The sequence below is a fragment of the Mesorhizobium sp. M0998 genome, assembly GCF_040318885.1.
Classification (GTDB): domain Bacteria; phylum Pseudomonadota; class Alphaproteobacteria; order Rhizobiales; family Rhizobiaceae; genus Mesorhizobium.
Genome location: NZ_JAMYND010000004.1, coordinates 63,181 through 90,096 on the forward strand (window position 1 = coordinate 63,181; position 26,916 = coordinate 90,096).

Sequence of the window (26,916 nt, forward strand, 5' to 3'; positions counted from 1 at the left end):
CCGCGCTTCAAAAGTCTGCTCAGCGGCCACTGCGGCTGACAACGGTGCCGAGCAGCAGGTCGTGCAGCGTGCGCTTGCGGTCGGAAAACAGGCTCACCAGCAGGACCAGCGGCGAAAGGATGACATTACCGGCCCAAAACAGCACCGAATGCACGACGGCGGTCAGCCCGTCGATGCGGCTGCCGTCGAGTCGGTCGAGCCGGATGCCCATCATCTTCATGCCGGTGGTGGCCTGGTCTTTACTGCCGAGCGTGTTCCAGATGTAGAGGATGGCGACGGTCGGCACGAGAATGGAAAACAGCATCCAGCCGAGGCCGAGCGTCAACAGCCCGAACAGGAACACCAGGATCGCGAATGGAATGGTGAGCAGCGCGACGATGAAATAGTCGATGACGAAAGCGAGAATGCGCCGCGTGCGCACGCCCTCATAAGAGCGGACATCTTCGAGCCTGCTGGTGATGATTTCGCCGTCGAGAACGCGAGCGTTCATGTCATTTCCTCGTAATCGAACCCGGGTTAATGCACGGGCCGCGTATTGATGAAATGGTGAAGGTTCGCGGCGGAATCAAGATCGAGCCTTTCGCCGCCGTGTAGATGGCGACAGAGCGCCTGGGGCCGTCTGACTTGTTGAATTCACGGCGCGGATAGCGTTAGTTTGCTGCGGCGCACAAAGCGCGCCGAGCCGAGGGGACGGGGCGACATGGACTACGACATGCTGGTCATCGGCAGCGGCCCATCCGGGCGCCGCGCCGCGGTGCAGTCGGCCAAGCTCGGCAAGTCGGTGCTGGTGGTCGACAGGGGCCGGCGTCTCGGCGGCGTTTCGGTGCATACCGGCACTATACCGTCGAAGACGTTGCGCGAGACGGTGCTCAACCTCTCCGGCTGGCGCGAGCGCGGCTTTTATGGACGCGGCTACCGCGTCAAGCAGGACATTTCGGTCGGCGATCTGGTCGAGCGCCTGCACAAGACGCTCGACCATGAGGTCGAGGTGCTGCAGCACCAGTTCATGCGCAACACGGTCAAGAGTGCGCGCGCCGCGGTAAAATTCCTGGGCCCCAACAAGGTCAGCCTGACCACCGACACCGGCGACTACAGCGAGGTTGGCTTCGCCCATGCGCTGATCGCGGTCGGCACCCGGCCGCACCGGCCGCGCGACGTGCCGTTCGACAAGACACGGATCTTCGACAGCGACGAGATGCTGGAGCTCGATCGGCTACCGCGCACGCTGACGGTGATCGGCGCCGGCGTCATCGGCGTCGAATATGCGACAATCTTTTCGGCACTCGACGTTCCGGTGACACTGGTCGAGCCGCGCAACACGATGTTGGATTTCGTCGACCGCGAGATCGTCGACGACTTCATCCATCAGATGCGCGACCGCGGCATGACCATCCGATTGGGCAGTGCCGTCAAGGAGATCGCCTCGAAACCCGACTATGCTGAGGTGACGCTGGCCGACGGCCGCACCATACGTTCCGAGATCGTGCTTTATGCCGCGGGACGCACCGGCAATGTCGGCAATTTAGGGCTCGACGCCGTCGGCATCGAGGCTGATTCGCGAGGCCGCATCAAGGTCGATCCGCAGACCTTCCAGACCAGCGCGCCCAACATCTATGCCGCCGGCGATGTCATCGGCTTTCCGAGCCTGGCATCGACCTCGATGGAGCAGGGCAGGGTGGCCGCCTGCCATGCCTTCGGCGTGCCCTTGCCGCCGCCGCCCGAAACCTTTCCCTACGGCATCTACGCCGTGCCGGAAATCTCCACCGTCGGGCAATCCGAGGAGCAGGTGCGCGAGAGTGGTGCCGCCTACGAGGTCGGCGTGGCGCGGTTCCGCGAGACATCGCGCGGCCACATAATGGGCGTCAACACCGGTTTCCTGAAGCTTCTGTTCTCGATCGAAACACGCCGTCTGCTCGGCGCCCATATTGTCGGCGAGGGCGCGACCGAACTCATCCACATCGGCCAGGCGGTCATCAATCTCGGCGGCACCGTCGACTTCTTCGTCAACAACACCTTCAACTATCCGACGCTGGCCGAAGCCTACAAGATCGCCGGGCTGGACGCCTGGAACCGCATGGGGCGAGGGTAGCTTCGGGGCTCATCGATCCGACGCTGCAACGGCGACCGCAGGATCCGCCAGCCATTGCCTGACGATGTCGGCGTCCGGATCGCCAACTTCATGGCCGGAGGCAATGGTGTGGGTTTCGACCTTGGCGCCATGCGAGCTCAGTAGAGCGGCCAACACCGGCGCGAATGGCGCGTAGGTCAGGTCGGCGGCGCCGGCGACGATCAGAGCCCGCGCCTTCGACAGGTCGGCCGGCGGCACCTCGTCGAGCACCGGCATCGGACGCAGCAATGCAGCGCGCTCGATCACGCCCGGATGCAGCAGCATGACGCTTGAAACCAAATTGGCGCCGTTCGAATAGCCGAGAAAGGTCGCGCGGCGGAGATCGAGGCTGTGGCGCTTCGCGACGCCGGCGACGAAGCCTGCAAACGCATCTGCCTCCGCGCGGACACTTGCCTGCTCGAATCGCGTCGGGGTGATTCGCGTGAACCAGCGGAAACCGTCCTCCTGAGGGATGCGGCCACGGACCGTAACCAGCGCCGCATGCGGCGCGATTTGCCGACCAAGCGGCAGCAAGGTCGTCTCGTCGAGACCCGATCCATGCAACAGGAACAGCCAGTCACCGGGTAAATTGGCGGATCGATGGAGCCGGTAGAAAAAGCCTGAATTCTCCTGCAAAATACCGTCTTCGAGGCTTTGCTCGGCCATAGGCACATCCTTTTGATTCCGCGTTACTTTCGTTAATTTGCCGGCTTCAAAACGGAATATTTTCAAGCTCCGCGAAAGTTGATTGAACCGGGCGCATTTCAGTCCGTTTCTTTGCCGATATAATCCCCGCGGGGGGATCGAAGCAGTGTGCGCCGGGTGGTCGCCCGAGGGATCGCATGCCGGGCATGAACAACCAGCTTTAAGGCCTTTTATCGATGACCATGCCAGTTTCGCCGGAACGCGATACGCGTATTGATGTGTTCCGGGCTCTCGCCCTCCTGACCATATTCGTCGATCACGTGCCGGGCACCGTGTTCGAAACCCTGACCTACAAGAATTTCGGGTTTTCCGATGCGGCCGAGGCCTTCGTGCTGATCTCCGGCATGTCCGTCGCTCTCGCCTACGGCACTAAGTTCCAGCCGGGAAACCGGCTGATTGCAACGCTGAAAATGTGGCGCCGCGCCGGCGTGCTCTACGTCACCCACATCGTCACGACGATGGTGGTCATGGCCATCTTCTGCGCGGCGGCGGTGTTTGCGAAACGGCCGGACCTTCTGACGCTGATCAACATCGAGCCGCTCGTCAGGAACCCGCCACAAGTCCTGGTCGGCATCGTCACGCTCGGCCATCAGCTCGGTTACAACAACATACTGCCGGTCTATGCGGCGCTGCTGTTGATGGCGCCGGTCTTCCTGCTGTTCATCAGCTACCGGCCACTGGCGGCGCTTGCTGTGTCCGCAGCCCTTTGGCTGATTGCCGGAATCTACCAGATCGCGCCGCCGAACTACCCGGAGCCCGGCTTCTGGTTCCTCAATCCGCTGTCATGGCAATTGCTGTTCAATATCGGCATGGCCAGCGTGTTGCATGTGCGGCGCGGCGGCACCGTCCCTGTCAATCGCTGGCTGGTCGGCGCGGCCGCCGCCTATGTGCTGACGGCGCTCGTCTGGGTGCACAGCCCGCTGTGGGGGCATGTGTCGTGGCTCGACCTGCCGGTGGTGCTGACCGGTTTCGACAAGACGTTCCTGTCGTTGCCGCGACTGCTGCACATCCTGGCGATGAGCTACCTGGTTGTCGCCTTGCCTTTCGTCTCGAACCTGTTCCGCACCGGCCGCGACAATCCGCTCGCCATATTGGGCAAACGCTCGCTGCCGGTTTTCATTGCCGGCACGGTGATTGCCATGGCGGCGCAGGTGATGAAGCTGGTCAACCCGGGCGGCTTTGCCTATGACAGTCTGCTGCTCGCCGCCGGCATCGCCATGCAGTTCGCGCTCGCCTTCTATCTGGAGTGGCTGTCCGCCATCGGCTGGTCCGGCAAGGGCAAGCCGGTCCGCAACGAGGCGCCGCCTGTCCGTCCATCCTTTGGCATCGGTCCCATGGCGGCCAATAGGTAAGATTTGGAGCCGATCTGCCCCAGTCAGCCTGTACTTGGCGGCGGTCCGGACGATGCCCTGACGACAAGTTCGACGTCGAGCGTTTCTCGCCGCACGGTGCCGTCGAAGTCGAGGATTCTTCGCGCTGCCCGGCGGCCGATCTCGGCGATCGGCTGGGCGATGGTGGTGAGCGGAGGCTCGCAAGTTGCGGCTTCAGGCACGCCGTCGAAGCCGACGACGGAAACATCGCGGGGAACCGCGATGCCCCGTGCGTTGAGCCATTCCAACGCGACCATCGCGATCCGGTCCGACATCGCCAGGATGGCGGTCGGCGGTTCCGCCGAGGCGAAAATGGTTTCGAGACCAGCCCTTGTGCTCGCCTTGTCGTTTTCGGTCTCGTAGACCGGCACCTTGGCGGTGCCGATACCAAACCGGGAAAGCTCTTCGAAATAGCCGAGGAGGCGGTCACGGGTTCCGGTATAGACCGCGGTCCGGACCTGCTCGGGCGAGACAAGACCGGTGCTGTCGTCGGCGAAGGCCAGCGACAGCACGGCGAAGCGGCGATGTCCAAGTTCCGCCAGATGGCGCGCCGCGAGCCGGCCGCCGGCAACATTGTCGATACTGATCGCCGAGACCGTCTCGTCCTGCGAGCCGAGCTCGAGCGCGACGAAGGGGAGCTTTCGTTCGCGCGTCAGCTCAACGAGACGCGGACCGCCCTCGATGCAGAAAAGGATGAAGCCATCCACGAGGGCGCTCTGGATATTCCAGGCAAGTTTTTCCTCGTTGCCAGCCGACACGAGGGCTATCCCCGCGCCGGTGGCGTCGCAGGCTTCCGAGATGCCGGCCATCATCACGCGGGCAAACGGGTCGTCGAAGAAATAGGACAGCGGCTCGGTTGTGGCGACGCCGATTGCATTGACCTTGCCGGCGCGCAGCAGCCGGCCCTTGGGATCCGGGCCGGCGTAGCCCAGCGCCTCGGCCGCCGCCTTGACCCGCTCGCGGACTTCCTCGCGCACGATTTCGGGACGGCTGAAGGCATTGGAGGCAGTGCCGTGCGATACGCCCGCGGCTTTGGCGATGTCTGCCAGCCGGATGGGCCTCCTGCTGCCCTCGGTGGGTGATGTCATTTGTTCGTCTCCAGGACTCCTGTCCGACAGTAGTGCCGATTACCTAACATCTTCCTTGGATCGATTCAAATTTTTGCTTGACATTTATGCTGTGACGCATATTCTTGAATCGATCCAAGAGCGGTTTTGCCCGCACATTGGATCGATACAAGAGGAGAGTGCCATGCACCCCGTCAATTATCTGTTCGAGGACATTTACCGGAACGACTGGAGCATCCGCTCGAGCGCGGAGGCCCGCAAGGGGCGCGACAGGACCGGTCCGTGGATTCGCGACCTGCGTTTCCTCGTAGGACGCAAGCGGAGCTGATCGGCGGCCTATTTTTTGTGCCCGCTGATTGGATCGATTCAAAAAGGAGATTAAGCCATGCACCCGATCAAGCATCTGTTCGAAGACATCTATCGCAATTATTGGGGCATATCGCCGGCCACCGAACGGCCGGAGCGGCGGCGTGTGGTCAAAACGGCCAAACGCGACGGCCAAGTCCGGCCCGAACGTCGCCAAGACTGACAGAACCGGCGAACCTGGCTGCCGCGTCAAGGGCGCGGCCGTACCAGCGCCGAGGCGGCCATCATCAGCCAGCCGCCGATGAGCAACGTGCCGCCGATCGGCGCCGACATCGGGAACAGCCGCGAGCCAAGGAAGTCGCGGGCCAAAAGATCTCCCGAGAACAGCAGAAGCCCGACGAGAAGGATGAGGCTTCCGGTTCGCAGGATGCTATTGCCACCGAGCAGCCCGACGGCAAGGAAGACCGGCGCATGCAAGAGCAGGAAGGATGCGGCCGTACCGACCAAAGCGCCGCCGAGATGCGCCGCCGCCGCCGAAAGCGCCACGCCAGCCGCGCCGCATAGGCCGCCGGCAAAAACCAGAATGCGGCCGCCTGCCGCGTGTTCATCCGTGCTCATGTCCACGCCTCCGTGATTCGTGGCGACCGCCTGAGATAGTGCTGCGAACCGTGTCAGGATTTGCCGGCTTCCGCCAGCATGTCGCGCTCGCGGCGCGACTGGACCAGCCAGTTATAGGCCGCTCCGCCCGCCATCAGAATGGATGTGCCGAGAAACACCGAGCGCATACCGAAATGGCCGCCGGCAAAGCCGCCGAGCAACGGTCCGGCGACCTGCCCGACATATTGCGCCGAGATCGACAAGCCCAGCACATTGCCGCCGACCCCGTCGGGCACATTGTGGCGGATGACGCTGGTGATGCAGGGCAAAAGACCGCCAAGCGCTAGGCCCATCAGGAAACGCAGGCCGACGAGTTGCCAGCCCTGGGTAACGAAGGCCTGCGGGATCAGCAGCAGCGCCGAGACGGCGAGTGCGGCAACGATGACGTTCCAGTGGCCGATACGGTCGGCGAGATTGCCGAGCCGCGACGCCGACAGGATGGCGCCGAGCGCTGCCGCTGACATGACGATGCCGGAGACCAGCGTGACCTGGCACTGATCTTCGATGAGCTGCTGGACATAGACGGTGATGATCGGCTCGATCGACATGGTGGCGAAACTCAACAGCATGCCGGTCGCCAGCATGGCGACGACGGGGCGCTTGTCGGGAATCTGCGACCAGCTGTCCTTCACTTTTTCTTCTGACGCGGCCTTGGCGGCAACCGGGCGAGGCGCCTCCTTGATCAGCAAGGTGGTTGCCAGAAAAGCCAGGAAAATGACGCCGCCGGCGAGCAGGAATGTGGCGCGTATGCCAATCAGCGGCGGCAGCGCACCGCCGAGCAGCGGACCGACCAGGGCACCGGCGGTGATACCGGCCGACAGAACGCCCAGCGCCCAGCCGGAGCGATCCTTCGGCGTCTGCATGGCAACCAGGATGGTCGAGCCCGAAGAATAGCCGCCGGCAAAGCCGATCAGCAGGCGCAAGAGCACCAATTGCCAGACAGTCTGCACCATGCCGGTCAGCGACATGCACAGCGCCATGCCGAAACTGGCGCGCACCAGCATCAGTTTGCGGCCGTAACGGTCGCCTAGCCGCCCCCACAGGGGCGCGACCAGCGCGGCGGCAAGGAAGGTGGCGCCGTAGGCGACGCCCGACCACTGCACGATCGCCGCATGGCCCTCTGCGCCCAGCTGCCCGACGTAAAGCGGCAGGAAGGGCAACAGCAGCGTCATCGCTACAAGCGTGCTGAACGAGCCGGCAAAACACACGGCGAGATTGCGGCGCCAGTGGACGTTGTGCGTGGCGCGGTTGGCGTCTTGCGGCATGTCTGTCCTGTCCGGTCAGCTTGCATGAAACTTGCTGTGGATACCAATCTGGGATACCAACCTGGTATCTGTCATGAACGCAAGCCCCGTCGCTGTCAATGCGGGCCTCTCAAACATGATCGACAAAGGCCGGCGTGATCGGCCAACGCCGGCCAGTGACCCGATTGCCGGAACGAATGACCTGAACGGAACGCCAATGTCGCAGATGCAGAACGTCGAAAAGCAGCTTCGCGAGATGATCCTCGGGCTCGAGATTGGTCCCGGCGAGCGGCTGACGGAGCGCTGGGTCGAAAGCCGCTTCGGCGCCTCGCGCACGCCGGTCAGGGCTGCGTTGCTGCGGCTCGAGACCGAAGGCCTGATCTGCCGCGACGGCCGCGGCTGGACGGTCTCGCCAATCAATCTTGCCGAGCTGGAGCAGATCGCCGTCTATCGCGAGGCGGTCGAGGTCACGGCAGTCAGGCTGACTTGCACCTTGCAGGACAGAAGTGCCGTCGAAATCATCGAGGCGATGCTCGATTCTTGCGACGACAAGACGCCGCGCGAGGAATGGCATCGCGTCGGCAGGGATTTTCATATCGAGCTGGCACGCCTGTCAGGCAACGAGTTCCTGTTCAGAGCGGTTCGCGATGCGATGACGCGCCTGTCGCGCGCCCGCTGGCTCGAGGTTCGCGACGAGGCAGCGCTCGGCCGCGCCTGGGCCGAACACCATGCCATTCTGTCGGCGGTGCGGGCCGGCGATGCCGATACCGCCGCCCGCCTGCTTTCGGCCCATATCATCGGCAGCCGCGACCGGCTGGTGACCTCGCTGCGCAACGACCGGCGCGGCCTGCGCGCCCGTGGATTTGCCGTCGTCGCTTGAGTGAGGATCGGCTGCCATTGATCACGAAAAGAGCAGATGAGCGAAGAATGCTACTTTCGGTCTCGCTTCGCAAATGCCGATGGCGTAAGAGCGGCGATGGAAAACAACCGATTTGACACACCCGTGACCGTCAAGGGCGCGGCGGGAAGCAATCAGCTCTTGCGTACGGCCCGCGAGGCTTCCGACTACCTCCTCAACAATTGGCCCGGCAAGCGCAGCCCCAAGCACCGCGAAGCGTTGCAAGCCTGTCATGATGCGCTGGCCGGCGACAAGCCGGCCATGAACGCAAGACGGGCCTTCATTGCCGCCGCTCGTGAAGTGAACGTCTTCGTCAGCGACAAGGCGCCTGCCTGAGGCATAGCGGGATTTGACCGAGGCCCGGCCCGCCTGGCAGCCCGGATATCATCACTCTGCCGTTTCGGTTTTGGTTTGGGACTCGCTCTCGCCCTCGGGCTTCGATCGCTCCTTGGCTGCGACCTTGGCAGCCTGCTTTTCCGCCTTCTTGGCAGCCTTCTGCCGGTCGCGTTCCTTGCGTTCCTGACCGTAGTTCGGTGCTCGTGCCATATCGTTTCCTTTCGTTGTGCTTGGCCTTTGCCTAGGAGCATTGGACCGCAAACACAACACCGCAAGGCACGATCGGGCTCCATATCTCGGCGCAGTCCGGAGAGCCCGGCTTTTCAGGCGCCGTCGCGGTCGAGAACGAGATCGGCCGGCCCGAACCGGTCCTTTGCCGTGAATTGCTGGTGCCAGTAGGGATAGAGCACGGGCGGCCTGCTGACCACATCGAGCCGTGTGCGCTCCTCATCGGCAAGCACAAGGCTTGCAGCGGCGATATTGTCTTTGAAATGGGCTTCGGTTCGTCCGCCGATCACCAGCGAACTGACAGCGGGCCGGCCGAGCAGCCAGGCAAGCGCCACCTGCGCCGCCGACACGCCGTGATTATTGCCGATATCGATCAGCGTGTCGACGATCCGCCACAGCCGGTCCTCGTCGCGGATCGGCGGTTCCGACCAGCCGCTGAGCTGGCGGGCGGTCGGCTGGTCACGGTGGTATTTGCCGGACAGCAACCCGCCGGCAAGCGGGCTCCAGACCAGCACGCCGAGCCCCTGGTCGACCGAGATCGGTAACAATTCATACTCGGCCTCGCGCGCTTCCAACGTGTAATGGATCTGCTGGGTGACGAAGCGTGGCTGGTGATGACGGTCGCTGATCCCCAGCCCCTTCATCACTTGCCAGCCGGAATAATTGGAGCAGCCGACATAACGGACCTTGCCCTGCGCGACCAGCGTGTCGAGCGCGGCGATGGTTTCCTCAAGCGGTGTCAGGCCATCCCACTCGTGCAGGAAATAGATGTCGATGACATCCGTCCTGAGCCGCTTCAGGCTCCTCTCGCATTCGCGGATCAGATGGTAGCGCGACAGGCCTTCATCATTGGGGCCTTTGCCGATCCGCATGCGCGCCTTGGAGGCGATCAGCACGTCGCCCTTGCGCTTGCCGCCAAGCGCCTCGCCGATGATCTCTTCCGACACGCCGTTCGAATAGACATTGGCGGTGTCGATGACATTGACGCCGGCATCGATGCAAAGGTCGATCATCCGGCGCGCCTCGTCTTGCCGACCGCCGAAAACGCGCCGCCGCCGCCGAACGTCATGGTGCCCATGGTCAGCGTCGAAACCTGCAGCCCGGAACGGCCGAGAGTGCGGTATTCCATGTCGTGTCCTCACAATTTATCGGGAAAGGGCGTTGCAGACGACAGCCCTCAATGAACCGGCTATTTGTAGGATAATTCGTTCCGCTTGTCGCCCGTTCCGCAGGGTAAGCTCGATCACATCTTGCGGATTGAAACGCACAGCCAGCGCAGTAGTGGCTGCAATAAAACCGTCATTGCCGGCCTATACTAACATCGGTCCAGCGCTTCGATTTCCGGCCGCCGGGCCGGGCGGCAGAGCGCCTGACAGCGGCCGGCAAGGCCTGTAAGCGGAGCAGCGTAAATGACCGAGATAAAACAGAATTCCCCGGCCAGGGACTGGCTGGAAGCGGAACTCGCCGACACGCTGGATGAAGACTATGAGCTGGAAATCTCGGAGCCGGCGCTGTCGATGGAGATCGCCAAGATCTACAAGAATGCACATCCGCCATCGATCGACCGCCTGCAGTATTTTCGCGATCTCATCACGCTGCAATCCGAGTTGATCAAGCTGCAGTCCTGGGTCGCCTATCACAAGAAGAAGCTCGTCGTGGTTTTCGAGGGCCGCGACTCGGCGGGCAAGGGTGGTGTTATCAAGCGCATCACCCAGAGGCTTAATCCGCGCATCTGCCGCGTCGCAGCACTTCCGGCGCCGACCGAGCGCGAGAAGTCGCAATGGTATTTCCAGCGCTACGTTCCGCATCTGCCGGCCGGCGGCGAGATCGTGCTGTTCGACCGCTCCTGGTACAACCGCTCCGGCGTCGAGCGGGTAATGGGCTTTGCCCAGCCGGATCAGGTCGAGGAGTTCTTCCGCGACGTTCCGGATTTCGAACGCATGCTGGTCCGCTCAGGCATTACGCTTGTCAAATACTGGTTTTCGATCACCGACGAGGAGCAGCAGATGCGCTTTTTGATGCGCATCCATGACCCGATGAAGCAATGGAAACTGTCGCCGATGGATCTCCAGTCGCGCGTGCGCTGGGAGCAGTACACCAAGGCCAAGGAAGAAACGTTCGCCCGCACCAATATTCCGGAAGCCCCGTGGTTCATCGTCGAGGGCAACGACAAGAAGCGGGCACGGCTGAACTGCATCGACCATCTGCTCAAGCAGATGCCCTATGAGGAGGTGCCGCACGAAGAGATCACACGGCCGGAGCGCGTCTTCAATCCCGAATACGAGCGCCAGGTACTGCCGCGCGAACTGTATGTGCCGGAGAAGTACTGACTAAAGCGGCGAGGAGGGCGGCGCCTCCATGGCGGCGCCCTGCAACAAGCTAGGTGCGCTCGATGATGACATGCGTGGCCTTCGGCGTCGCGACCTGCTCGCTGCAGCGATAGCCGAGCTTGGGCATGTCGATGCCGGCAAAAAGGCTCTCGCCGGCGCCTAGCAGGACCCGTGAGATCGCCAGATGCATTTCGTCGATGAGCTTTTCCTTGAGATATTGCCGGATCGTAGAAACGCCACCGCCCAGCCGTACATCCTTGCCGTCAGCCACTGCTTTCGCCTTTTGCAGCGCTGAGTGGATGCCGTCGGTCACGAAATAGAAAGTCGTGCCGCCCTCCATGACAATGGGATCACGCGCATGGTGCGTGAGCACGAAGACCGGCACGTGGTAGGGTGGGTTGTCACCCCACCAGCCTTTCCAGCTGTCATCCGGCCATTCGCCGCGGATCGGCCCAAACATGTTGCGGCCGAGGATCCATGCGCCGACATTTTCGAAGCTGCGTGCTGCGAACGCCTCGTCAGTGTCCGTGGTCCCGCCATCCTTGCCGAGGACCATCTTGCGGAAGGTGCGGGTGCCGAACATCCATTCGTGCAGGGCTTCCCCGCCAACACCCAGCGGGTTCTTCAGGTCTTGGTCGGGACCGGCGCCGAAGCCGTCGATCGACAAGGTGAAAGCGCTGACGCGAAGCTTGGACATGGGAGCCTCCTCGATAACCAATTGTGACATGCAAGCAGTTATCGGGGTAGCTTAACTGATTGCATTTTGCAAGCGGTATTTTGCCGGCGGGGCAATCGCTTCCAAATCATGTTGGAATAACCAATCTCAATGTCGGCGCCGCCCGTCATCCGCCTGCCGGCAGCTTCTCCCTGTATAGTGACGGGGAGAAGGGGCTGGCCGCAACGTCGATGTTTTTTGCAACGCTGGAGATTGGTGAAATCTTTTACGAACGCGTCTTTCTCCCTGCCACTTTACGGGGAGAAATGCCCGGCAGGGCAACGAGGGGCAGCGTAAACTTGAAGCGATGTCCTGCGGCGTTCCATGTCGCGCTTTGGACGGACGAACACTATTCGATGTAGACGCTACAAAGGCGCATCACCCCTTGAGCATCGCCGCCACTTCCGGCGCGAAGTAGGTCAGGATGCCGTCGCAGCCGGCGCGCTTGAAGGCGAGCAGCGATTCCAGCATCGCCTTTTCGCCGTCGATCCAGCCATTGGCGGCGGCGGCCTTGATCATCGAATATTCGCCCGAGACCTGATAGGCAAAGGTCGGCATCTGCAACTCGACTTTCAGCCGGCGGATGATGTCGAGATAGGGCAGGCCGGGCTTGACCATCAGCATGTCGGCGCCCTCGGCCAGATCCTGCTCGGCCTCGCGCACCGCTTCGTCGGAATTGGCGTGATCGATATAATAGGTCTTCTTGTCGCCCTTGAGCAGGCCGGCGGTGCCGACCGCCTCACGGTAGGGGCCGTAAAAAGCGGATGCGAACTTGGTCGCATAGGACATGATCGCCACATCCTGAAATCCATTGGCGTCGAGCGCATCGCGGATGGCACCGATCCGGCCGTCCATCATGTCCGAGGGGGCAATGATGTCGGCCCCCGCCGCCGCCTGGATGACGGCCGCCGCCGTCACTTGCTCCACCGTTTCATCATTGACGATAATGCCCTCGCGCAAGATGCCGTCATGGCCATGCGAGGTGAACGGGTCAAGCGCCGCGTCGGTGATGATGCCGATCTCCGGCACCGCCCGCTTGATGGCGCGGGTGGCGCGGTTGATGATGTTTTCCGGATCGAGGATGTGCGAACCGGTCTGATCGCGCAGGCCGAGCTCCACATTGGGGAAAGTGGCGATCGCCGGAATGCCAAGCTTGGCCGCGCGCTCAGCCTCCTTGACGGCGAGGTCGAGCGACAGGCGGAACACGCCGGGCATGGCGGCGATCGGTTCCCGCACTTGTCTGCCGTCGACGACGAAGATCGGCCAAATCAGATCGTCGACCGAGAGCCGGTTCTCCTGGACAAGGCGGCGCGACCAATCGGCCTTGCGCATGCGCCGCAGACGCCGGCTGCCGGTGATCTCGTCGACGCTGCGCGCGCCGGCAGGCTTTGCAGGGGTGAATTTGTTCATCGCAAAAACTCCGGATCGGGCGGCTTTTACCACGAGCCTCCGCTGCTGACCAATGCGACACGATTGTGCCAGGGTCCTGTCGGGCGCTATTCTGGTTGGCCATTGCCCGACAGGATCTGCGCAGCACCCCGCATGGCGACGCGGAATGCCTCGTCGAAGCTGACGCCGCGCACTTGCCAATTGTAGCTCTTGCCATTCAAGGCAAGCCGCCAGTCGGCTATCCAGCCCAGTTCCTTGTCGCTCCAGACGATACTGCCGGCGAGCGCCTGGTCGGCTCCGGCCTTCCTGGCAAGCTGGTCCAGCGTCGTGATATCGGCATGGCGCAGGGCCTGGTCGTCAAGCTTCGAGGCCGACAGCAGTGACGCTTCGGGAAACACAATCGGCATGACCAGCGGACCGGTGGCATTGACGAAGGATTCGCGCATCGCCGCCCCGCGCTCATCGTCGGCGGTCAGCACGAACTGCCTTGTGCCTTGCTCCGCCGCCAGGAAAATTGCCAGGCGTGGCCGCTCGCCAAGCCATGGTTTGCTGCCAAGCGCGGCAAGCACCGGATCGATAACGTCAGGCCTGTACAGACAAGTGAGATCATGCGGCCGGTCATGGGTGCCTTGTTCGTCATGGATTGGAATGCCTTCGAGACGGTCGCGATAGCGGAATTCGGCAACGAAGCTGCCGGCCTTGTCGCGCAGCGCCGCCATCTCAGTTCTCTTCGGCAGCCGCTGATCGCCGGACACACGAACCAGCACCGCATCGAGGCAGGCCTTGAAGCCGATCTGCCTGTTGACCTCGCCCTGGCCGGTGACGATGGTCTGCGATTGATAGAGCTCGTCGACGGTTTCGGCCGATACGGGAGGAGTGTTCGCAGCGATCAGGCCGACCACCATAACAGCAAGGCGCGGCAACCAAGGCATGGTTCAACCTTCCGGTTCAAAGCGCCAGCATTAGCACTGGGTGACGCCGACGACCATGCAGCGGATTGGCCGCCGCCATTGACGCGGCCATGCGCCACGCTTTAGCACTTCACTCCCGGCGGGCGCGGGGAGGGATTCTCTGGCGATGGATTTTGGCGGAGGCGACGAGATTCGCTTCGAAAGATTGGGCAGGGCTGGCGTCGTCACGCTGACGCGGCCGCAGGCGCTCAATGCCGTAACCCACCGCATGGTCAAGGCGCTGGACAAGGCGCTGCGCAGTTGGGAGCGCGACGACGGCGTCGACGTTGTCGTCGTCAAGGCCGAGGGCAGGGCATTTTCGGCGGGCGGCGACATCCTCCACATCTACGAAGCCGGCCGCGCAGGAAGGCCTCCGGTCGATTTCTTCGCCGATGAATACCGGCTGAACGCCCGCATCGCCCGCTTCAAGAAACCCTATGTCGCGGTGATCGACGGCATCGTCATGGGCGGCGGCGTAGGTATCTCCTTCCATGGTTCGCAGCGAGTGCTGACCGAAAACGCCCAGTTTGCCATGCCCGAGGTCGGCATCGGCTTTTTCCCGGATGTCGGCGCCAGCCATCTGTTGCCGGATCTCGGCGGCAGCTTCGGCATGTATCTGGCGCTGACCGGCAACCGCATCCGCTATGGCGATGCTTTGTGCTCGGGCCTCGCCACCCATACGATCAAGGCGGAGGACCAGGCCGGCTTCCTCGACCGTCTGGCGGAAAGCGGCGACCCGGAATCGGTGCTGCGCGGCTGCTTCGTCCCGGCCAGGCGCGAGACCGACAGGCCGACGCTGGAAGCCATCGCCCGGCATTTCGCGCAGCCGTCGCTGGCCGATATCGTCGCCAGTCTGGAGCGGGCAGCCGCTGCCGACGAGTTCGCGGCAAAGACGCTGGCCACCATCCGCACACGTTCACCGACCAGCCTGCATGTTGCATGGCGCCAGATTAGCGCCGGGCAGACGTTGTCGATGGACGAGTGCATGAAAATGGAGTTCCGTATCCTCAACCGCATGCTTGCCGGGCACGACTTCTATGAAGGTATCCGCGCCGCCATCATCGATAAAGGCTCGACGCCGCAATGGCGGCCGGCAGGTATCGATGACGTCAGCGCCGCCAACGTCGACGCCTATTTCGCACCGCTCGGCGAACGGGAACTGAAGCTGTGAGCGAGGTCGCCTCGAGACGCGTGGTGCTGCAACCCTCGACGATCGAGGTCATCTTCGCCTGGTTCCAGCGCGTCATCGCCGGCTACTGTCTGCTGTTCGGCATCTTGTACTGGATCCGGCTGATCGGCTTTTACCCCGGCCCGTTGTGGCGCTTCGACCTGATGCCGGTACACTGGCAGGTGGCGGCGGTGGTGCTGGCGGTGTTTTTTCCGTTCGCTGCCGCCGGCCTGTGGATGCTGGCGTCCTGGGGGCCGGTGATCTGGTTCATCTGCGCGGTGACCGAGTGCGTCATGTATGCTGGCTTCCCCGAGTTGTTCGGCCACCGGCCGCTGATCGTCGCCTCGCACCTTGCGGTGGCGCTGCTCTACATAGTGTTCCGCGTGGTGATCTGGATCCAGAAGCGGCAACCCCGGCGATAGCAATTCCGGCCAGGATCGTTGGCTAAATCTTTAGGTTAATTATCCTTGCTCGGGTGACCGTCCGTTAAGCCTCTTTCGAAACCCCTTACCGGTAAGCTCTTGTTAGCCTTGGCGTTTAAGTCGAATTTTATGAGTATTCGATAGTGTCGCGATCAAGGTGAAGAACAAAAAATCACCGGGCGACAAACGAGAGGCAAAGACAATGATCAATTCGCGTCCGGCGGCGAAGACCGCCAACGTATCCGATGACCGCCGCGAGGCGATCCGTTCGCTGTACATGGAATCGCTGCAGCTGGTCGAGCGGCTGCATCGCCGTCTGCTTGATGTGATCAAGGACGAATTCGACCGCAACGGTCGCTCCGACATCAACGCCATCCAGGCGCTGCTCCTGTTCAACATCGGCAATTCGGAGCTGACCGCCGGCGAACTGCGCTCGCGTGGCTACTATCTCGGCTCGAACGTCTCCTACAATCTGAAGAAGCTGGTCGATCTCGGCTTCATCAACCACCAGCGCTCGCGCATCGACCGCCGTTCGGTGCGGGTTTCGCTGACGCCGAAGGGCAATGAGGTGGCGGAAGTCGTCGCCGGCCTCTACGAGCGCCATGTCGGTTCGATCGAGCAGGTTGGCGGCATCAACACGGAGGAGTTCAAGCAGATGAACCGCGCCCTGCAGCGCCTGGATCGGTTCTGGAACGATACCATCGCCTACCGGATGTAATCGCATCCGCCGCATCTAGATTTGAAGCTGGACTACGGAAGTGCTGCCGCGGAGTGGACCAAAGGCCGGTGCCGAAAAGCACCGGTCTTGCCGTTTCGTCAGGCCGGCCGATTCAAATTCGAGCAACAGCCACGTTGCCGCCATATTCCAATGGAACCGAAGATGCGGGTGATGCTGGGGCCAAAGCCGTGCATTTGTCCTGTGCTCAAGTCACTTCCCATGTGGTTTTACACCGAAGTGATGCGGGCCATGGTTGGCTAATTGTTAAGAAGCCAACTCTAGAGTGCGGGCGAGACCGCCCGGTGGGTTGAATTGTAGCAAGAATGTCTGGAACGTCCATGAGAACCAGCCGCCGTTTCTTCCTTTCAGGAGCCTCCGCGCTCGCAGCCGCAATGGTCGCCGGCCGCGCCAGTGCACAGGATGTGATCGGGGATATCCTGAAATCCTCGGCGCGCGGCAATTGGGACGACCAATTCGATGCGCGTGCCAGCGAAGGCGGCAAGGTTGCCTCGACGCTGCCGATCTTCAGCCTGCAGACGGTGTCCTTCACCGAGCAGGCGATCATGCAGTATCAGAATATCGTCGCGCAAGGCGGCTGGGAACAGGTTCCAGACACCAAGAAGCTGCAGCTTGGCGTCGAGGATCCCGATGTGGTGCCGCTGCGCAGGCGCTTGATGATATCGGGCGATCTGGCGCAGAGCGCCGGGCTCTCGGAAGCGTTCGATTCTTACGTCGACTCGGCGCTCAAGCGCTTCCAGTTGCGTCACGGCTTGCCGGCCGACGGAACCACGGGCAAATATACTTTCGCGGCAATGAACGTGTCGGCGCCGGTTCGGCTTGGTCAGCTCCAGACCAATCTGCAACGGCTGCGTGAGCGGGCCGGCACGCTTGGCAACCGCTATGTTCTGGTCGACATCCCGGCGGCGCAGATCGAGGCTGTCGAGAACGACCGCGTTGTGCTGCGCCACACCGCAATCGTCGGCAAGATCGATCGCCAGACGCCGATCGTCAATTCCAAGATCAACGAAATCATCGTCAATCCGTACTGGAACGCGCCGGTCTCGATCGTGCGCAAGGATATCATTCCGTTGATGCGGAAGGACCCCAACTATCTCAAGGATAGCCATATCCGCCTGTTTGCGCCGGACGGCAGCGAGGTCGACCCAATGACGGTCGACTGGTCGACCGATGATGCCGCCAAATACCGCTTCCGCCAGGATCCCGGTTCCGGCAACGCGATGGCCTCAGTCAAGATCAATTTTCCCAGCCCGGACGGCGTCTACATGCACGACACGCCGCAGCAGAGCCTGTTCGGCAAGCTGATGCGCTTCGATTCCTCTGGCTGCGTGCGGGTTCAGAACGTGCGCGACCTCGTCACCTGGATTCTGCGCGACACACCGGGCTGGGATCGCCAGCATTTCGAGGCGGCGATCAAGACCGGGGAGAACACGCCGGTGCAGGTCACCAATCCGGTGCCGGTTTATTTTCTCTACGTCTCGGCCTGGTCGACAGGGCCGGGCGTGGTCCAGTTCCGTGACGACATTTACGGCCTCGACGGGGCCAACGAGCTGCAGATCACATCCGCGCTCTAAGCAGCTGAGTTCATTTGCAAAAAGGCCGCCGGAAGGGCGGCCTTTTTCGTTGCCGGGGTCTTTCGCGGCAAGCTTTGCTGGACTGATTGCCGGCAAAGAACGCGCGGCGCTGTAGTCGGAAATCGCATCATGCATGTCGCAATGTTCATTCTGGTCGTGCTCATCTTCGTCGCCGTTTCGGGCGCGCTGGTCCGGCTGGTGCGGGTGCCGCTGCCGGTACTGCAGATCGCCATCGGCGCGGCACTGGCTTGGCCGGTGCGCGGAATGCATGTCGAGATCGATCCCGAGCTGTTCCTGCTGGTGTTCATCCCGCCGCTGCTGTTCAGCGACGCCTATGGTGCGCCCAAGCGCGAACTGATCGCGCTGCGCGGGCCGATCCTCGACCTCGCCATCGGGCTGGTCTTCTTCACCATTGTCGGCTTCGGCTACGCTTTGCACTGGCTTGTCCCGAGCATCCCGCTCGTCGTCGCTTTCGCACTTGCTGCGGTGCTGTCGCCGACGGATGCGGTGGCCGTCTCCTCGATCGTCGACAAGAGCCTGGTCCCGGCCCGGCTGATGCACATCCTGGAGGGCGAGGCGCTGCTCAACGATGCGTCGGGCCTCGTGATGTTCCGCTTTGCGGTGGCAGCTGCCTTGACCGGCAGCTTCTCCTTCGTCGCGGCATCCGTGACTTTCCTCTATGCCGTCGCTGCCGGCATCCTGGCCGGCGTGGCTGCCTTGTTCGTCGCCGCCAAGGTGCTGCAATTGCTGAACCGTATCGGCGGCGTGCCGTCCGAGGCGCAGGTGCTGGTCATGGTCCTGCTGCCGTTCATCGCCTATCTCGGCGCCGAGAATGTCGGCGCCTCGGGCATTCTGGGGGCGGTCACGGCCGGAGTGCTCACCGGCGGCTCCGGGATTTTCCGCTTTCTCGGCGTCTCGGCGCGCATACAGACCGTATCGCTGTGGACGACGCTATCCTTCGTCTTCAACGGCGCGCTGTTCATCCTGCTCGGGTTGCAGCTTCCCGAAATCATCGGCAACGTGCCGCCTGAGCTCGGCAGCCGCTATCCGGTCATCCAGCCAATCGCCACGGTGGTCGCGCTGACACTATGCCTGATCGGGCTGCGCTTCCTGTGGATCTGGGTCGGCGACATCGCGACGCGCGTCTCGGCGCGATTACGCGAGCAGAAGGCCGAGCCGTTCGGGCTGCGCGTCCGGATCGCCGGCTCTGTTGCCGGCGTGCGCGGCGCCATCACGCTGGCCGGCATCCTGTCGCTGCCGCTCACCATGCCGAATGGTTCGCCCTTTCCGGCGCGCGACGTGGTGATCTTCCTCGCCGCAGGCGTCATCATCTGCTCATTGCTCATAGCCAGCCTTGCCTTGCCCAAGGTGGCACGCGGGCTGGTCGAGCCGGGCGAGGATCCTGGCGCTGCCGAGGAGCGTCTTGCGCGTGTGGGCGCGGCCAAGGCCGCCATCGCCCGCATCGAGAGCATGGCCGGCGCGACCGACGGCGATGAAGGGGAAATACCCGGCGCCCGGCTTGCCGCCGCCGACAGCATCGTCGCCGGCTACCGTCGCCGCATCGCTGCCTCCGACGAGGCCGACGAGGCGCGCGCCGGGGCCCGCGAGGCCGGACGGCTGGAGCTCGAATTGAGGCTGGCGGGCATTGAGGCCGAACGCGCAGCGGTTCGCGCAATGTTTCGCAGCGGCCAGATTAACGACCATACGATGCAGGCGCTGTTCACCGAGATCACGCTCACCGAGGCCCTGCTGAAGGGCCGGCAGGCAAGGAAATAGAGGCTGCCAGTCCCTCTGGCGCAATCCGGCCAGCAAATTTCGCGCTGCAAACGTGGCGGGCCGAAAGCAACTGTGTTAATGGCGCGACAGACCCCGAACCTTGAGGATTTCAGCCCATGGCAACAGCAGCGGCAGTGTCGAACAAATTCGAATCCTTTTTCGAAACCACGCTTGCCGATGCCGACCCTGAGATTTTCGGCGCAATCCGCAACGAACTCGGCCGCCAGCGCCACGAGATCGAGCTGATTGCCTCGGAAAATATCGTCTCGCGTGCCGTGCTCGAGGCACAGGGATCGATCATGACCAACAAATATGCCGAGGGCTATCCGGGCAAGCGCTACTATGGCGGCTGCCAATTCGTCGATGTCGCCGAGGAACTGGCCATCGAACGCGCGAAAAAGCTGTTCGGCTGCAACTTCGCCAACGTCCAGCCGAATTCCGGTAGCCAGATGAACCAGGCGGTGTTCCTGGCGTTGCTGCAGCCCGGCGACACCTTCATGGGCCTCGACCTCAATTCCGGCGGACACCTGACACATGGCTCGCCGGTCAATATGAGCGGCAAATGGTTCAAGGTCGTCTCCTATGGCGTACGCCGGGACGATCATCTGCTCGACATGGATGCGATCGAGAAGACCGCCCATGAGACCAGGCCGAAATTGATCCTGGCCGGCGGCACAGCCTATTCACGTGTCTGGGACTGGAAGCGTTTTCGCGAGATCGCCGATTCGATCGGTGCCTATCTGATGGTCGACATGGCCCACATCGCCGGCCTGGTCGCCGGCGGCATGCATCCGTCGCCGCTGCCGCATGCCCATGTGGTCACCACCACGACGCACAAATCGCTGCGCGGGCCGCGCGGCGGCATGATCCTTTGCAACGACGAGGATATTGCCAAGAAGATGAATTCGGCCGTCTTCCCCGGCCTGCAGGGTGGACCGCTGATGCATGTGATCGCCGCCAAGGCGGTGGCTCTGGGCGAGGCGCTGAAGCCGAGCTTCAAGATCTATGCGGAGAGCGTCGTCGCCAATGCCAAGGCGCTGGCCTCCAGTCTGCAGGAAACCGGTCTCGACATCGTCTCCGGCGGCACCGACAACCATCTGATGTTGGTCGACCTGCGTCCCAAGAACGCCACCGGCAAGCGCGCCGAGGCTGCCCTTGGCCGCGCCAACATCACCTGCAACAAGAACGGCATCCCCTTCGATCCGGAAAAGCCTTTCGTGACATCGGGCGTTCGGCTCGGCACGCCGGCCGGCACCACGCGCGGCTTCGGTCAGGCCGAGTTCCGCGAGATCGGCAAGCTGATCGCCGAAGTGCTGGATGGACTGAAGGTCGCCAATTCCGACGAAGGCAACGCGGCCGTCGAGGCAACCGTGAAGGCCAAGGTGGCGGCATTGACGGATCGTTTTCCGCTTTACCCGTATCTTGGTTGACGCAGGGCGTCGGTCCCCCAACTGTGACGGCGCCGATCAACTGGCCACGGCTGCATCTCGGAGACGCTTGATGATGATGCGAATTTTCCGTTTCACCAGTGTTGGCGCTGCCTTGCTCACCTTAGCCACCTCTCAGCTACTCGGCGCGGCCTTGGCGCAGACCGAGCCGACGCCGGCAGCACCCAAGACAGAGACCTTCGGCAGGTGGTCCACCACGGTGGACGAGGTCAACACCGGTGAGGACGTGCGCAAGACCTGCGCCGCCTCGACGGTCTTTTTCGACGCTAACGGCACCAGTGGCACCCTCACGCTGGCCATCTCGAATGGCGACGTACTGCCACCCGAGGGCTATCCGAGCCTCATCATCGCCGTGAGAAACAGTGACTTGCCCAAGGGGGACAACATCCCGGCGGTGTTCCGCGACGTCAACGACAAGATCAAGGCTGGTTTTCATATTATCGCCGACGGGCAGTGGATGATGGACAACAAACCCGAGACCACGCTCGCGGTACTGCGCGCCATGCGCCGTACCAGCGCCCTCGATGTCAGCTTCGCCGACAAGCCGGTCGCGACGATATCGATGGACGGCTTCACCAAGGCCTATCGCTATCTCGGCACGTCCTGCGGCTTCCCGACCGGCGACGTCGCTCCCTGATTGGCGTATTGCCGTCCAACTGATTGCCGCTCTCGCAATTTTCCTCGTGCCTCGCTATCTCTGAGACGCGATCGGTCATCGGCCATACTTTGCCATCGTGGCAAAAACCTCTAAGCCGTTCGCACTACGAGAATCGCGAACCGAAGGCTCTCCATGCGCTGTCCCTACTGTCAGTCCGAAGATACGCAGGTGAAGGATTCGCGCCCTGCCGAAGACGGTGCAGCGATCCGCAGGCGGCGCGTCTGCCCGGATTGCGGCGGCCGCTTTACCACTTTCGAGCGCGTCCAATTGCGCGATCTCGTCGTGGTGAAGAAGTCTGGACGCAAGGTGCCGTTCGACCGCGACAAGTTGCTGCGCTCTGTCGAGATCGCGGTACGCAAGCGCAATGTCGACCCGGAACGTATCGATCGGGCGGTGACCGGCATCGTGCGCCAGCTCGAAAGCTCGGGCGAGACCGAGGTGGCCTCGGGGGAAGTCGGCCGGCTGGTCATGGAGGCGCTTAAGTCGCTCGATGATGTCGCCTATGTGCGCTTTGCCTCCGTCTACCGCAATTTCCGCGAGGCCAAGGATTTCCACGACGTGTTGGGCGAACTCAAAGGCGACGAGCTCAAAGCCGACGAGCCCAGGGGCGAAGAGCTGAAGAGCGAAGAGGACGCCAGCTGAGCATGGCAGGGTCCGGACGCAGCACGGCTGAACAAGAGGTCCTCGATCGCCGCTATATGGCGGCAGCCCTCAGGCTGTCGCGCAAGAATGCCGGGCGGACCTCGACCAACCCTTCCGTCGGCACGCTGATCGTGCGCGATGACGGCGACGGGCCGATGATCGTCGGCAGCGGCGTCACCGCCGTCGGCGGCCGGCCGCATGCCGAGACCGAGGCTTTGGCAGAGGCCGGCGAACTGGCGCGCGGCGCCACCGCCTATGTAACGCTGGAGCCCTGCGCCCATCACGGCCGCACGCCGCCTTGCGCCAATGCGCTGGTCAGTGCCGGCGTGGCGCGTGTGGTCGGCGCTGCCAGCGATCCTGACCCGCGTGTTTCCGGCAAGGGCTATGCAATCTTGCGTGCCGCCGGCGTCGAAGTGGTGGAAAAAGTGTTGGCGGCCGAGGCTGCGGAGCAGATGGCCGGCTATTTAATTCGATCTCTGAAAAAACGCCCGGAAGTGATCCTGAAACTTGCGCTTTCGAGCGACAACAAGATCGGCGTCAAAGGCGAGGGACAGCTCTCCATCACCGGCGATATCGCCCGACGCGAAGTCTATCTGATGCGCGCCGAAGCCGATGGCATATTGATCGGCATCGGCACGGCACTGGAGGACGATCCGGCGCTCACGGTTCGGCTTCCGGGACTGGAGAGCCGTTCGCCGGCGCGCATCGTACTCGACCGTCAGATCAGGCTACCCGAGACCTCGAAACTGGTCGCCGGCGTCGATCGTGTGCCGCTCTATGTCGCTGCCTGCGCCGAGGCCGATCCGCACCGGCGCGCCGCGCTCGAACGTGCCGGCGTTCGCTTCATCGGTACTGAGACCTATGAAGGCGATATTGCGCTGCCGGAACTGCTCGAGGATCTGGCGGCGCTCGGCATGGCAAGCGTCCTGGTCGAGGGCGGCGCGAGGGTGGCCAAGGCGTTCCTCGACGAACAACTGGTCGATCGTATCGTGCTGTTTCAGGGGCCGGACGCGATCGGCGAGGGCGGCATTGTATCGCCGATCGATGCCAACAATATCCCGCCGGGATTTCGCAAATTGCGCAACATGCGTTTCGGCGAAGATACATATGCGGAATGGATAAGAGACATCTAGGACCGACCTGATGTTCACGGGGCCAAACTAATGTTCACTGGAATCGTCACCGATGTCGGCACCGTCGCTGCCGTGAAGCCGCTCAGGGAAGGCGTCGGTTTGCGTATCGACACCGCTTACGATCCGCAGACCATTGCCATCGGTGCCTCGATTTCCTGTGGCGGCGTCTGCCTGACGGTGACGGGATTGCCGGAAGACGGCGCCAACGCACGCTGGTTCGAGGTCGAGGCCTGGGAAGAAGCACTCAGGCTGACGACCGCGATGGGCTGGAAATCCGGCACGCGCATCAACCTGGAGCGGGCGCTGAAGATCGGCGACGAGCTTGGCGGCCATATCGTTTCAGGCCATGTAGACGGCATGGCCGAGATCGTGGGGCGCAAGGAGGAAGGCGACGCCGTTCGCTTCACCCTGGATGCACCGCGAGAGCTGGCCAAATTCATCGCGCCCAAGGGCTCCGTCGCACTCGACGGCACTTCGCTGACCGTCAACAAGGTCGAAGGCAGCCGCTTCGACGTGCTGTTGATCCACCACTCACTGACGGTCACCACCTGGGGCGAACGCCAGGTCGGCGACCGCGTCAACCTCGAGATCGACACCATGGCCCGCTACGCGGCGCGACTGGTGGAGGCGGCTAAAGAGGGGCTTTGAGGCGCTCGTCCATAAAGCCCATTCCCTGGTGCGACCGCCGCCGAGTTGGCCTTGAAAGTTCCTTCGGCAATCTTCCGCTTGCGATCAAACCGGCTTCGGCCTAAGTCACCGGCGATCCCCGGAGACATCTATGGCAGGCACATCCCAACACGGCAAAGCGTTCATCCGTCCGAAGAAGAAGGCCCACCTTCTTGTCATCGAGGCGCGCTTTCACGACGACCTTGCCGACGCGTTGCTCGAAGGCGCGACAAAGGCCCTCGAGGAAGCGGGCGCGACATACGATGTCGTCACCGTTCCGGGCTCGCTCGAAATCCCGGCGGTGATTTCCTTCGCGCTCGACGGTGCCTCCGAAGGCGGGACGAACTATGACGGCTTCGTCGCCCTCGGCACGGTGGTCCGCGGCGACACCTATCATTTCGATATCGTCGCCAATGAATCCAGCCGTGCCCTGATGGACCTTTCCGTGCAGGATGCGGTCTGCATCGGCAACGGCATCCTGACCACCGAAAACGACGAACAGGCCTGGACACGCGCCAGGCGTTCGGAAGGCGACAAGGGCGGCTTTGCGGCGCGTGCGGCGCTGACCATGATCGCTCTAAAGGAACAGCTGGGAGCGCCCTCGTGAGCGAACCCGCTTCGCCCGGCCAGCCCACGGTGCGCCACGCCAACAAGCGCGGTGCTGCCCGTCTGGCCGCCGTGCAGGCGCTCTACCAGATGGATGTCGCCGGCAGCGGCGTCTTCGAGATCACCGCCGAGTACGAGGCGTTCAGGCTCGGCAAGGAGGTCGATGGCGCGCTCTATCGCGAAGCCGATGCGCAATGGTTTCGCGCCATTCTTGCCGGCGTTGTCGAGCACCAGAAGACCATCGATCCAGTCATCCGACAGGCGCTGACCGAGGACTGGCCTCTGTCGAGGCTCGATTCCACATTGCGCGCCATATTGCGCGCCGGCGTCTACGAGCTGATGCAGCGCGAGGACGTGCCGGTGGCGGTTATCGTCTCCGAATATGTCGACATCGCCAAGGCATTTTACGAGGAAGACGAGCCGAAACTGGTCAATGCGGTGCTTGATCGCGTGTCGCGCCGGGTGCGTGGCGAGGGCCGCGGCAAGGACGCCTCATGACTGCTATCGTCGCTGTTGGGGCGGGCAAGGAAGCGCGTCGCACCGCCTTCATCCTCGCAGCCTCGCAGGCGATCATCGGCTCGGCCGCACCCATCGCCATTTCCATGGGCGGATTGGTGGGGCAGTACCTGCTCGATGCTGACAAGTCGCTGGCAACCGCGCCGATCACCGGTTTCAATGTCGGCGTGGCGCTCGGTTCCTTGCCGGCCGCGGCGATCATCCGCCGGCTCGGCCAGCGCGACGGCTTCATGACCGGCACAGCGGTCACGGCGCTTGGCGGGCTGGTCGCCACGCTGGCGCTGTTTCATGCCAGCTTCTGGCTATTCGCTTTCGGCTTGGCCGTGATCGGCATCGGGGGCGCCTTCGTCCAGCAGTTCCGGTTTGCCGCCGCCGACAATGCGCCGCCTGAATTCAAGGCGCGCGCCATCTCCTTTGTGCTGGCCGGCGGCATCGTCACCGCCATCCTTGGACCGCAGATCGTCATCTTCACCGGCGACCTGTTCTCGCCGGTGAAGTTTGCCGGCTCGTTTGCGTCCATCCTGGTGCTGGCGGCGGTCGGCGCCGCCATTCTCTCTTTGTTGCGCATCCCGGCCAAGGCAACCGACAAGGTGGAAATCGCCGACAGCGACGCCCGGCCGCTCTCGGAAATCGTCACCAGGCCGCGCTTCGTCGCAGCGCTGTTTTGCGCCGTCGGCAGCTACGCGCTGATGAGCTTCGTCATGACGGGCGCGCCGCTGGCCATGGTCGGCTGCGGCCTTTCGACCGACGACGCCACGCTAGGCATTTCCTGGCATGTGATGGCGATGTTCGCGCCGAGCTTCTTCACGGGGTCGCTGATCTATCGCTTCGGCGCTGAGCGGATCCTGGCCATCGGCCTGGTGCTGCTGATTGGCTGCGCCATAGTGGCGCTGTCAGGGTTGGCACTGTGGCAGTTCTGGACGGCGCTGATCCTGCTCGGCCTTGGCTGGAACTTCAGCTTCATCGGTGCCACCGCCATGGTGGCCGACAGCTACCAGTCATCCGAAAAAGGCAAGGTCCAGGGGTTTCACGATTTCGTCCTGTTCGGCTCCGTCGCCTTCGCCTCGCTGATGTCGGGGGCGGTCTACAATGCCTGGGGCTGGGAGATGTTGAACTGGATGATTTTCCCGGTCGTCGTGCTGTGCTTCGTGGCACTGGGCGTGTTGAAGATGACGGGCTTGCGCGCGGCCAGCTGACGTCACGCTGTCGGGACGAGGCAACAGCGGAGTAACTCGCATCCGAACAAAATTATTGCGCCCATCCCCTTTC

At 62.9% G+C, this 26,916-nt stretch carries 30 protein-coding genes and 1 pseudogene; 21 read left to right on the plus strand and 10 right to left on the minus strand.

Going from position 1 to position 26,916, the window contains the following annotated elements; translation table 11 throughout:
- Positions 1-19: 19 nt before the first annotated feature.
- Entirely contained in the window at positions 20-490 is a 471-nt protein-coding gene (locus NKH59_RS05060; protein WP_352472034.1) for an RDD family protein, read from the minus strand.
- A 210-nt stretch (positions 491-700) separates the two neighbouring features.
- Here NKH59_RS05060 and sthA point away from each other — a divergent pair, with 210 nt between their 5' ends.
- Positions 701-2,089, plus strand: a complete 1,389-nt coding sequence (gene sthA, locus NKH59_RS05065) for a Si-specific NAD(P)(+) transhydrogenase (protein ID WP_352472033.1) — start codon at positions 701-703, stop codon at positions 2,087-2,089.
- Between the two features lie 9 nt (positions 2,090-2,098).
- On the opposite strand, the gene NKH59_RS05070 is transcribed toward sthA, so the two are convergent.
- Positions 2,099-2,773 (minus strand): alpha/beta hydrolase, encoded by a 675-nt coding sequence (locus NKH59_RS05070; protein ID WP_353021165.1) that lies wholly within the window; start codon positions 2,771-2,773, stop codon positions 2,099-2,101.
- Positions 2,774-2,988: 215 nt separating this feature from the next.
- On the opposite strand from NKH59_RS05070, the gene NKH59_RS05075 reads away from it, so the two are divergent.
- The gene (locus NKH59_RS05075) at positions 2,989-4,164 is read left to right on the plus strand and encodes an OpgC family protein (protein WP_353021167.1); all 1,176 of its coding nucleotides are present in this window, start codon (positions 2,989-2,991) and stop codon (positions 4,162-4,164) included.
- Positions 4,165-4,187: 23 nt separating this feature from the next.
- Here NKH59_RS05075 and NKH59_RS05080 read toward each other — a convergent pair whose 3' ends face one another.
- Complete coding sequence (locus NKH59_RS05080; protein ID WP_353021168.1) at positions 4,188-5,270, minus strand: LacI family DNA-binding transcriptional regulator; 1,083 nt, start codon at positions 5,268-5,270, stop codon at positions 4,188-4,190.
- Positions 5,271-5,433: 163 nt separating this feature from the next.
- On the opposite strand from NKH59_RS05080, the gene NKH59_RS05085 reads away from it, so the two are divergent.
- Complete coding sequence (locus NKH59_RS05085) at positions 5,434-5,577, plus strand: hypothetical protein (protein ID WP_352472030.1); 144 nt, start codon at positions 5,434-5,436, stop codon at positions 5,575-5,577.
- A gap of 57 nt (positions 5,578-5,634) precedes the next feature.
- Entirely contained in the window at positions 5,635-5,778 is a 144-nt protein-coding gene (locus NKH59_RS05090; RefSeq protein WP_352472029.1) for a hypothetical protein, read from the plus strand.
- 26 nt (positions 5,779-5,804) lie between these two features.
- Here NKH59_RS05090 and NKH59_RS05095 read toward each other — a convergent pair whose 3' ends face one another.
- Together NKH59_RS05095 and NKH59_RS05100 are read right to left on the minus strand one after the other, a co-directional pair.
- Entirely contained in the window at positions 5,805-6,173 is a 369-nt protein-coding gene (locus NKH59_RS05095) for a DUF423 domain-containing protein (protein ID WP_352542399.1), read from the minus strand.
- A 53-nt stretch (positions 6,174-6,226) separates the two neighbouring features.
- On the minus strand, positions 6,227-7,477 hold the full coding sequence (locus NKH59_RS05100) for a multidrug efflux MFS transporter (RefSeq protein ID WP_353013514.1): 1,251 nt from the start codon (positions 7,475-7,477) through the stop codon (positions 6,227-6,229).
- Positions 7,478-7,673: 196 nt separating this feature from the next.
- Here NKH59_RS05100 and NKH59_RS05105 point away from each other — a divergent pair, with 196 nt between their 5' ends.
- Together NKH59_RS05105 and NKH59_RS05110 are read left to right on the plus strand one after the other, a co-directional pair.
- Positions 7,674-8,336 carry a GntR family transcriptional regulator gene (locus NKH59_RS05105; protein ID WP_353021172.1) on the plus strand — a complete coding sequence of 221 codons (663 nt, stop codon included), beginning with the start codon at positions 7,674-7,676 and terminating at the stop codon, positions 8,334-8,336.
- 96 nt (positions 8,337-8,432) lie between these two features.
- Positions 8,433-8,690, plus strand: coding sequence for a DUF982 domain-containing protein (locus NKH59_RS05110; protein WP_023674477.1), 258 nt, complete (start codon positions 8,433-8,435; stop codon positions 8,688-8,690).
- A 51-nt stretch (positions 8,691-8,741) separates the two neighbouring features.
- On the opposite strand, the gene NKH59_RS05115 is transcribed toward NKH59_RS05110, so the two are convergent.
- Both NKH59_RS05115 and NKH59_RS05120 read right to left on the minus strand, forming a co-directional pair.
- Entirely contained in the window at positions 8,742-8,900 is a 159-nt protein-coding gene (locus NKH59_RS05115) for a hypothetical protein (protein ID WP_254817539.1), read from the minus strand.
- Positions 8,901-9,013: 113 nt separating this feature from the next.
- Positions 9,014-10,047, minus strand: a pseudogene (locus NKH59_RS05120) (aldo/keto reductase).
- 280 nt (positions 10,048-10,327) lie between these two features.
- On the opposite strand from NKH59_RS05120, the gene ppk2 reads away from it, so the two are divergent.
- Positions 10,328-11,248, plus strand: coding sequence for a polyphosphate kinase 2 (ppk2, locus tag NKH59_RS05125; protein ID WP_352996499.1), 921 nt, complete (start codon positions 10,328-10,330; stop codon positions 11,246-11,248).
- A gap of 49 nt (positions 11,249-11,297) precedes the next feature.
- On the opposite strand, the gene NKH59_RS05130 is transcribed toward ppk2, so the two are convergent.
- The gene (locus NKH59_RS05130; protein ID WP_353021175.1) at positions 11,298-11,945 is read right to left on the minus strand and encodes a dihydrofolate reductase family protein; all 648 of its coding nucleotides are present in this window, start codon (positions 11,943-11,945) and stop codon (positions 11,298-11,300) included.
- 59 nt (positions 11,946-12,004) lie between these two features.
- On the opposite strand from NKH59_RS05130, the gene NKH59_RS05135 reads away from it, so the two are divergent.
- Complete coding sequence (locus NKH59_RS05135) at positions 12,005-12,325, plus strand: hypothetical protein (protein WP_352682059.1); 321 nt, start codon at positions 12,005-12,007, stop codon at positions 12,323-12,325.
- 16 nt (positions 12,326-12,341) lie between these two features.
- On the opposite strand, the gene hemB is transcribed toward NKH59_RS05135, so the two are convergent.
- Together hemB and NKH59_RS05145 are read right to left on the minus strand one after the other, a co-directional pair.
- Complete coding sequence (hemB, locus tag NKH59_RS05140) at positions 12,342-13,373, minus strand: porphobilinogen synthase (RefSeq protein ID WP_352542426.1); 1,032 nt, start codon at positions 13,371-13,373, stop codon at positions 12,342-12,344.
- 86 nt (positions 13,374-13,459) lie between these two features.
- On the minus strand, positions 13,460-14,284 hold the full coding sequence (locus NKH59_RS05145) for a DUF8605 domain-containing protein (protein WP_352472018.1): 825 nt from the start codon (positions 14,282-14,284) through the stop codon (positions 13,460-13,462).
- 145 nt (positions 14,285-14,429) lie between these two features.
- On the opposite strand from NKH59_RS05145, the gene NKH59_RS05150 reads away from it, so the two are divergent.
- From NKH59_RS05150 to NKH59_RS05210, 13 genes are all read left to right on the plus strand, one after another.
- The gene (locus tag NKH59_RS05150; RefSeq protein WP_352614146.1) at positions 14,430-15,473 is read left to right on the plus strand and encodes an enoyl-CoA hydratase/isomerase family protein; all 1,044 of its coding nucleotides are present in this window, start codon (positions 14,430-14,432) and stop codon (positions 15,471-15,473) included.
- Positions 15,470-15,892 (plus strand): DUF6163 family protein, encoded by a 423-nt coding sequence (locus tag NKH59_RS05155; RefSeq protein WP_023674485.1) that lies wholly within the window; start codon positions 15,470-15,472, stop codon positions 15,890-15,892. The genes NKH59_RS05150 and NKH59_RS05155 overlap by 4 nt, the downstream gene beginning before the upstream one ends.
- 202 nt (positions 15,893-16,094) lie before the next feature.
- Positions 16,095-16,610 carry a transcriptional regulator LdtR gene (gene ldtR / locus NKH59_RS05160; protein ID WP_023674486.1) on the plus strand — a complete coding sequence of 172 codons (516 nt, stop codon included), beginning with the start codon at positions 16,095-16,097 and terminating at the stop codon, positions 16,608-16,610.
- A gap of 338 nt (positions 16,611-16,948) precedes the next feature.
- On the plus strand, positions 16,949-18,202 hold the full coding sequence (locus tag NKH59_RS05165; RefSeq protein ID WP_023674488.1) for a L,D-transpeptidase family protein: 1,254 nt from the start codon (positions 16,949-16,951) through the stop codon (positions 18,200-18,202).
- A 129-nt stretch (positions 18,203-18,331) separates the two neighbouring features.
- Entirely contained in the window at positions 18,332-19,978 is a 1,647-nt protein-coding gene (locus NKH59_RS05170; RefSeq protein WP_353021178.1) for a Na+/H+ antiporter, read from the plus strand.
- Between the two features lie 116 nt (positions 19,979-20,094).
- Positions 20,095-21,408 (plus strand): serine hydroxymethyltransferase, encoded by a 1,314-nt coding sequence (gene glyA / locus NKH59_RS05175; protein ID WP_352449301.1) that lies wholly within the window; start codon positions 20,095-20,097, stop codon positions 21,406-21,408.
- A 76-nt stretch (positions 21,409-21,484) separates the two neighbouring features.
- On the plus strand, positions 21,485-22,063 hold the full coding sequence (locus NKH59_RS05180; protein ID WP_502908677.1) for an invasion associated locus B family protein: 579 nt from the start codon (positions 21,485-21,487) through the stop codon (positions 22,061-22,063).
- Between the two features lie 153 nt (positions 22,064-22,216).
- Complete coding sequence (nrdR, locus tag NKH59_RS05185) at positions 22,217-22,726, plus strand: transcriptional regulator NrdR (protein WP_352472013.1); 510 nt, start codon at positions 22,217-22,219, stop codon at positions 22,724-22,726.
- Between the two features lie 2 nt (positions 22,727-22,728).
- Complete coding sequence (gene ribD / locus NKH59_RS05190) at positions 22,729-23,859, plus strand: bifunctional diaminohydroxyphosphoribosylaminopyrimidine deaminase/5-amino-6-(5-phosphoribosylamino)uracil reductase RibD (RefSeq protein ID WP_352932784.1); 1,131 nt, start codon at positions 22,729-22,731, stop codon at positions 23,857-23,859.
- 30 nt (positions 23,860-23,889) lie between these two features.
- Positions 23,890-24,507: a riboflavin synthase gene (locus tag NKH59_RS05195; protein WP_352501515.1), complete on the plus strand. Its 618-nt coding sequence runs from the start codon at positions 23,890-23,892 to the stop codon at positions 24,505-24,507.
- Between the two features lie 130 nt (positions 24,508-24,637).
- Positions 24,638-25,132, plus strand: coding sequence for a 6,7-dimethyl-8-ribityllumazine synthase (ribH, locus tag NKH59_RS05200; protein ID WP_023674495.1), 495 nt, complete (start codon positions 24,638-24,640; stop codon positions 25,130-25,132).
- Positions 25,129-25,629, plus strand: a complete 501-nt coding sequence (nusB, locus tag NKH59_RS05205) for a transcription antitermination factor NusB (protein ID WP_023674496.1) — start codon at positions 25,129-25,131, stop codon at positions 25,627-25,629. Before ribH ends, nusB begins: the two co-directional genes overlap by 4 nt.
- Positions 25,626-26,843 carry an MFS transporter gene (locus NKH59_RS05210; protein ID WP_352918852.1) on the plus strand — a complete coding sequence of 406 codons (1,218 nt, stop codon included), beginning with the start codon at positions 25,626-25,628 and terminating at the stop codon, positions 26,841-26,843. Before nusB ends, NKH59_RS05210 begins: the two co-directional genes overlap by 4 nt.
- Positions 26,844-26,916 lie beyond the last annotated feature (73 nt).

What these genes read in the sequence shown, in the direction of transcription:
- ppk2 (WP_352996499.1), top strand. Translation starts at nt 10,328, where the DNA reads ATGACCGAGATAAAACAGAATTCCCCGGCCAGGGACTGGCTGGAAGCG.
- NKH59_RS05070 (WP_353021165.1), bottom strand. Translation starts at nt 2,773, where the DNA reads ATGGCCGAGCAAAGCCTCGAAGACGGTATTTTGCAGGAGAATTCAGGC.
- NKH59_RS05090 (WP_352472029.1), top strand. Translation starts at nt 5,635, where the DNA reads ATGCACCCGATCAAGCATCTGTTCGAAGACATCTATCGCAATTATTGG.
- sthA (WP_352472033.1), top strand. Translation starts at nt 701, where the DNA reads ATGGACTACGACATGCTGGTCATCGGCAGCGGCCCATCCGGGCGCCGC.
- ribH (WP_023674495.1), top strand. Translation starts at nt 24,638, where the DNA reads ATGGCAGGCACATCCCAACACGGCAAAGCGTTCATCCGTCCGAAGAAG.
- glyA (WP_352449301.1), top strand. Translation starts at nt 20,095, where the DNA reads ATGGCAACAGCAGCGGCAGTGTCGAACAAATTCGAATCCTTTTTCGAA.
- NKH59_RS05130 (WP_353021175.1), bottom strand. Translation starts at nt 11,945, where the DNA reads ATGTCCAAGCTTCGCGTCAGCGCTTTCACCTTGTCGATCGACGGCTTC.
- NKH59_RS05180 (WP_502908677.1), top strand. Translation starts at nt 21,485, where the DNA reads ATGCGAATTTTCCGTTTCACCAGTGTTGGCGCTGCCTTGCTCACCTTA.
- NKH59_RS05150 (WP_352614146.1), top strand. Translation starts at nt 14,430, where the DNA reads ATGGATTTTGGCGGAGGCGACGAGATTCGCTTCGAAAGATTGGGCAGG.
- NKH59_RS05095 (WP_352542399.1), bottom strand. Translation starts at nt 6,173, where the DNA reads ATGAGCACGGATGAACACGCGGCAGGCGGCCGCATTCTGGTTTTTGCC.
- NKH59_RS05170 (WP_353021178.1), top strand. Translation starts at nt 18,332, where the DNA reads ATGCATGTCGCAATGTTCATTCTGGTCGTGCTCATCTTCGTCGCCGTT.
- NKH59_RS05060 (WP_352472034.1), bottom strand. Translation starts at nt 490, where the DNA reads ATGAACGCTCGCGTTCTCGACGGCGAAATCATCACCAGCAGGCTCGAA.
- NKH59_RS05080 (WP_353021168.1), bottom strand. Translation starts at nt 5,270, where the DNA reads ATGACATCACCCACCGAGGGCAGCAGGAGGCCCATCCGGCTGGCAGAC.
- ldtR (WP_023674486.1), top strand. Translation starts at nt 16,095, where the DNA reads ATGATCAATTCGCGTCCGGCGGCGAAGACCGCCAACGTATCCGATGAC.
- ribD (WP_352932784.1), top strand. Translation starts at nt 22,729, where the DNA reads ATGGCAGGGTCCGGACGCAGCACGGCTGAACAAGAGGTCCTCGATCGC.
- NKH59_RS05115 (WP_254817539.1), bottom strand. Translation starts at nt 8,900, where the DNA reads ATGGCACGAGCACCGAACTACGGTCAGGAACGCAAGGAACGCGACCGG.
- NKH59_RS05210 (WP_352918852.1), top strand. Translation starts at nt 25,626, where the DNA reads ATGACTGCTATCGTCGCTGTTGGGGCGGGCAAGGAAGCGCGTCGCACC.
- NKH59_RS05145 (WP_352472018.1), bottom strand. Translation starts at nt 14,284, where the DNA reads ATGCCTTGGTTGCCGCGCCTTGCTGTTATGGTGGTCGGCCTGATCGCT.
- NKH59_RS05110 (WP_023674477.1), top strand. Translation starts at nt 8,433, where the DNA reads ATGGAAAACAACCGATTTGACACACCCGTGACCGTCAAGGGCGCGGCG.
- nrdR (WP_352472013.1), top strand. Translation starts at nt 22,217, where the DNA reads ATGCGCTGTCCCTACTGTCAGTCCGAAGATACGCAGGTGAAGGATTCG.
- hemB (WP_352542426.1), bottom strand. Translation starts at nt 13,373, where the DNA reads ATGAACAAATTCACCCCTGCAAAGCCTGCCGGCGCGCGCAGCGTCGAC.
- NKH59_RS05195 (WP_352501515.1), top strand. Translation starts at nt 23,890, where the DNA reads ATGTTCACTGGAATCGTCACCGATGTCGGCACCGTCGCTGCCGTGAAG.
- NKH59_RS05100 (WP_353013514.1), bottom strand. Translation starts at nt 7,477, where the DNA reads ATGCCGCAAGACGCCAACCGCGCCACGCACAACGTCCACTGGCGCCGC.
- NKH59_RS05165 (WP_023674488.1), top strand. Translation starts at nt 16,949, where the DNA reads ATGAGAACCAGCCGCCGTTTCTTCCTTTCAGGAGCCTCCGCGCTCGCA.
- NKH59_RS05085 (WP_352472030.1), top strand. Translation starts at nt 5,434, where the DNA reads ATGCACCCCGTCAATTATCTGTTCGAGGACATTTACCGGAACGACTGG.
- NKH59_RS05105 (WP_353021172.1), top strand. Translation starts at nt 7,674, where the DNA reads ATGTCGCAGATGCAGAACGTCGAAAAGCAGCTTCGCGAGATGATCCTC.
- NKH59_RS05075 (WP_353021167.1), top strand. Translation starts at nt 2,989, where the DNA reads ATGACCATGCCAGTTTCGCCGGAACGCGATACGCGTATTGATGTGTTC.